The following is a 4,863-nucleotide window of genomic DNA, read 5'->3' as shown; positions in this document are numbered from 1 at the left end:
AAGACCTACTCAGATCCCGTCGTCACAACTCCTCGACCAACGTCTCCGGTCAGTACAACTAGGCCCGCACGGGCGCCACGCCGCTCGCACCCCTGCCGGCCCGGTATGGGGAGGAAGGGTCGTTCTCTGTTCCTCGTCGCGCAGGGCTGAGCAGCCCCGTGTCCCATAGTGGGCCGCTCAAGCCCTTCTCGAGCGGCGCGATTCGGCGGCCACACGGGTCATCGCCCGGGCCTGCGCCGTGGCCGATCCACGAGACCTGTCGATGGAATGGCTCGGGGACGCCGTGAACGATGTCTGGCTGCAGAAGACCGACCACGCTCGGACAGCACTCGCCCTCACCGCCGGCCTCTCCGCCGACCCCGACGAGGCCGTCTGCAAAGGAGCGGAGAAACTGCGAGTCCGCATCACATCCAGCGATTGGCCGCGACCATCCCAGTCACGTCCATCGGGCAGCCAATGAATGTCACGACTGCTGCGGCGACTCCGGAAGGAGCGACGGGATGTCCCTTAGTGGGCCGTTATGGGACATGGGGCCAGTCGTCGGGCCAACCGCCGACGTTCCGCGGGGACGGACCAGGCAGCGGCTAGGGTCCCGCCGTGCGTTGCGCCTCGTGATCATCCTGACGGTGCTGGGCGGCGTCCTTCCGCTCGCAGGCCTCATCTGGGCATGGAGGGCAGGCTTCCGCCAGCACGCAGCCTTGGACACGGACCTGCGCCAGATCGCGCGCCTCGCACAGGCGAGCGGAGATGACAACGAGGCGGCCACTCGGGCCATGTACGCCGTCCGGCAACCGACCCATACCTACGCGATGGAGCTATACACGCCGGAGTTGGTCGAGAGGGCCATCCTTCGATCCGCACTCGATGACCTCAAGGGTCCCGCCCTCGTGGCCGTGATCGGCGTCATCTCCGCGACGATCGGAAGCCTACTTTCGCTTTGGCTCTGACCGCCGCAGCTCCCACCGGGCTGGAACCGTCACCGCCTGCGAACTGTCCCTGAGTGGGCCGCTTGGAGGCATCGATCAGCCGGCCCAGCCGGCGAGGAAGCCGGCGACCTGGTGGGAGGCGTGGCGTTCCAGGGCTTCGCCGGTGATGTCGTAACTGCCCAGGGTGGTCTCCGGGCGGGCGTAGCGGAGCAGGCGCTGGACGTCGGGCAGCGGGATGCCCTGGTTGAGGCCGACGGTGCCGACGGTGCGGCGCAGCGCGTGCGGGCCGATGGGCCGGCTGATGCCCGCGGCCCTGGCGGTCGGGGCGACGTAGCGGTGCACGGTCCGGCGGTCCATGCCGGCACCGCTGCGGGTGCGCAGCAGGGGCCCGGCGGTGCGGCCGTCGATGGCGGCCTGCACGGCACCGAGGGCGGGGATGGCACCGGGACGCGGGCGGGCTTGTCGCCCTTGCCCACCACGATGAGCGTCGCGTAGCTGCGCACGGTGCCGAAGGACTCCACGGTCAGGGTGGCCATCTCCGTGGCGCGCAGGCCCATCATGCCGCCGAGCACGGCGATGGCGTGATGAGTCGGGCCCAAGTGGCGGGCGGCGGTGAGGAAGGCGGCGTACTCCAAGACGGTGAGCACCTCGCGGCGCTGCAGCTCGCGCTGAATCTTCGGCCGGGTGACGCGCGCGCACGGGTTGGCCTACGACGAGCTCCTCTTCGTAGGCCAGGCGGTAGAGGCTTGCCACGGCGTCGTAGTGCGCGGCCACCGCGGCGCGGGACAGCTCGGAGTCGGCGACGGTGCGCAGCCACAGCTCCACGTCGGCGCGCCGGGCGGCGAGTGGATCGATCCGGCGGCCAGCGCACCACCTGTTCCACCGGGGCAGGTAGGTGGCGTAGGTGCGCTGGGTGGAGGGCTTGTAGCGGGACAACCACCAGGCGGCGAGCTCGTCCCAGGTCGCATGTCCGGAGGGCGGCAAGGTCACAGACGTCATGCACGAAGGACTCGCGACAGCGGAGGGCTGCCCCCATCGCGCCGCGGCCGTGCCCAAGCAGACGCGAAAGAGGGATCAGCTGTCGCCTACCGGAGTGAGCCCCCCGAGCGTCTCCTGGCCCATCCCGGGGTGTCCCAGAGCGGCCCACTATGAGACATCCCGCGTGGACCTGTTGTGGGGGGCCAACCATGGGAGATGGTTCACCCGCCCTCGACGGGGATCGGCTGGGGATGCAGCTCTGGCCGGACAAGACCTCGGCCTTAGGCGAGATCATCCAGAGCTCGGCGCCTTGCTGGCCTTGGCGGCTGAGCGAGGCACTGCGGGTGTCAGACCTCGGCCTGCGCGACGACTAGGCTCTGGGGACCGGCGAGCGGGATGTGGTCAATGAACCGCCATCCGGTGCGTGTGAACCAATCGCGGACCTCCTCGACGCTGTAGACGTCGCCGCCTCGCAGGTGGACGGCGAACTCCCCGGCCATCAGTGCTGCCTGCAGGGGTTGGGTGTGTGTCGGATCGGTCCAGAAGTCGGCGAGGAGCAGGTGGGATCCGGCTTCGGCGGAGCCGCGGACGCGCCGCAGCAGCGCCTCGTTGTCGGTCGGGGACCAGTAGTGCAGCAGATTGGCGATGAGGAACACGTCGTGGCCGGGCGGCGGCGGCTCGGACATGGCGTCGCCAACCGTCACCACGATCCTCGACGAGAGTTCTGCTTTCGCCACGCGGTCGCGGGCGACCTTGGCGACTGGGGCGAGCTCCAGCACGGTGGCCTGCAGGTGTGGGTACCGGCGGGCGACGGCGATGGACCAGGAGCCGGTGCCGCCGCCGATGTCCAGCAGGCGTCGGTGCGCTGAGAAGTCGAACCGCTCCGGCAGAGCGGACGCCGGGCCGACGAGGACTGCCTCTATCCCGGCGGCGGCGATCTCCAGCAGGTCGTCGCCGAGATCGAAGATCTGCTGAGCCGGGCCTCGGGCGAGGGCGTCGGCCAGGCCGCACCACGCCGGGTAGCTCACCTGGTCCCAGAACCGTAGGAACGGACGCAGGTCGGCGGGGGTGCGGCCGGTCAGGAAGGTGTCCGCCGTCGGGCTGTTGCCGTAGCGGTCCCCGACACGGACGAGCAGCCCCAGCGCCACCATGGCGTCCGCGCTGATCCGGGCGGCCCGGGGGCTCAGTCCCGTGCGGGCGGCCAGGGCATCGAGCGTCGCTGGTCCCTCCGCGAGGGCTTCGAAAAGGCCTAGTTCGTCGGCGGCGAACAGATGCTTCGCCGCCATGAAGCCGGAGGCCAGGCGCATGATCGGTTCCGGGGTGACCGACGCTCCTGGGGAACCGGTCACCTCCGAACCGGACGCCGGGGCGGGGGTGGGGACGTTCACTCTCATGGCGTGCTCCAGGTGGTTGTGAGGGGGCACGCCGATCGTCACCGTGGACGGTTGCCGGACCAATCCCAGGTCGCTGGGGGCCCACTTGGCTGAACGTCCCACACTTCTGGGGTGTCGACGCCGGGGCCTACGGCCCTACATTCGCCGGGTGAGGCGTGACCCGCTGCACCGGACCCGGGACGAGATCGCAGACCTGGCTCAGCAGGGATGCGACTGGGTGGCCTTCGCTGAGCGCGTCGGCGTGATCCTGGAACGAGTCCTGCCCTTCGAACGCAGCTGCTGGCACACCGTCGACCCGGGCACCGTGCTGATCACCGGGAACCTCAGTCAGGGCGTGCACTGCTCGGGATCATGGTTGGCGAAGTACGAGTATGTGGTCGAAGACGTGAACAAGTGGTCCTTCCTCGCCCGGAGCGGACGCCGAGCGGGCGCGATGAGCCTGGCCACCCATGGCGATCCCTCGCGCAGTCCCCGCCATCGCAGCGAGGAGTCGTACGGCATCGGGGACGAGCTGCGCGCGTCCTTCGTCACCGACGGCGTCTACTGGGGGGCCGCCGGATTCCTCCGGGATCGGGGCCGGGCGTGGTTCACCGAGGAGGACGTGCGGTTCATGGCCGCCGTCTGTGAGCCCATCGCGGACGGATTCCGCAGGGCGCTGCTGAGGCCGCTCGTCATCTCCGACACCGTCGTCGAGGAGGGCCCGGGCGTCGTCGTCTTCGACGCCGGGGGCGATGTCGAATCCGTCTCGCCGTCCGCGGAGCGATGGATCGAGCAGATGGTCGAGCACCCCGCCCCCTGCCGGCCGGCGGAGTCGAAGATGGTGCAGGTAGTAGCGGCACACGCGCGACAGCTCGCCGCTGGTCACGACCCCCTCGATGGTGCCCCGCGGGCCCGGGTGCGAACCCGGTCGGGAGCATGGCTGCTGCTGTACGGAACGCCCCTGCGCGGCGGGCACGACGGCCGCACGGCGGTCATCATCCAACCCGCGACTCCGCAAGACGTCGCCCCGCTGGTGGCGCTGGCCTACGGGCTGTCCGAGCGCGAATGCCAGGTCACGCAGCTGTGCCTGCAAGGACTGTCGACCCGACAGATCGCCCATTCGCTCCGGGTCTCCCCGTACACGGTCCAGGACCATCTCAAATCCATCTTCGGAAAGACCGGGGTCCGGAGCCGCGGAGAGATGGTCGGCCAAGTCTTTCTCGAGCACTACGTTCCACGCTGGCGTACGGCTGCGTCGAGCTCCGCTCCCACCCCTGCCGTGTGAATCCTTCCGTCGGCCGACCCTGAGCCCGCATGTGTACCGCCGGCGCATGAACCGCGGCGCAAGGCATGCATGCCGGAAAATGGCAGCGCGACGCTCATGTCCCATAGGCCACTCTCTGGGACACCTCGCCTCCCTTCTCGACGAGCCCCAACGGATCGGCCCAGTCCCCCGGCCACCCAGCACGCGCGCCACGAGAGCGCTCTTGCCAGCACTGAAGAAACACAAGATCCCGGGCCGTCACAGACCCGTGAATAGGTGAGTTGCAGGCGCGCGTCAGCGCGGGGCGGGCGAAGCCCGTCCT

4 protein-coding genes are annotated in these 4,863 nt (G+C 69.7%); 2 read left to right on the top strand and 2 right to left on the bottom strand.

All coding sequences use genetic code 11. The features are described from left to right. Positions 1 to 611 precede the first annotated feature (611 nt). Positions 612 to 947 carry a hypothetical protein gene (locus ACFSHS_RS13690; RefSeq protein ID WP_376876889.1) on the top strand — a complete coding sequence of 112 codons (336 nt, stop codon included), beginning with the start codon at positions 612 to 614 and terminating at the stop codon, positions 945 to 947. A 75-nt stretch (positions 948 to 1,022) separates the two neighbouring features. Here the strand turns inward: ACFSHS_RS13690 and ACFSHS_RS13685 are convergent, their stop codons facing one another. Continuing rightward, on the bottom strand, positions 1,023 to 1,346 hold the full coding sequence (locus ACFSHS_RS13685; protein WP_376876886.1) for a tyrosine-type recombinase/integrase: 324 nt from the start codon (positions 1,344 to 1,346) through the stop codon (positions 1,023 to 1,025). 905 nt (positions 1,347 to 2,251) lie between these two features. Further along, positions 2,252 to 3,298 carry a methyltransferase gene (locus ACFSHS_RS13680; RefSeq protein ID WP_376876883.1) on the bottom strand — a complete coding sequence of 349 codons (1,047 nt, stop codon included), beginning with the start codon at positions 3,296 to 3,298 and terminating at the stop codon, positions 2,252 to 2,254. A 148-nt stretch (positions 3,299 to 3,446) separates the two neighbouring features. Between ACFSHS_RS13680 and ACFSHS_RS13675 the strand changes: the two genes are divergently transcribed. Continuing rightward, positions 3,447 to 4,562, top strand: coding sequence for a helix-turn-helix transcriptional regulator (locus ACFSHS_RS13675; RefSeq protein WP_376876880.1), 1,116 nt, complete (start codon positions 3,447 to 3,449; stop codon positions 4,560 to 4,562). Positions 4,563 to 4,863 lie beyond the last annotated feature (301 nt).

The organism is Blastococcus deserti (genome assembly GCF_042682525.1).
In the GTDB taxonomy this organism is placed as follows: domain Bacteria; phylum Actinomycetota; class Actinomycetes; order Mycobacteriales; family Geodermatophilaceae; genus Blastococcus_B; species Blastococcus_B deserti.
Note: the sequence above shows the minus strand (reverse complement) of the source record. Positions and strands in the feature narration are given on the sequence as shown.

Coding starts and splice junctions, on each gene's coding strand:
- ACFSHS_RS13680 (WP_376876883.1), bottom strand. CDS start 3,298: ATGAGAGTGAACGTCCCCACCCCCGCCCCGGCGTCCGGTTCGGAGGTG.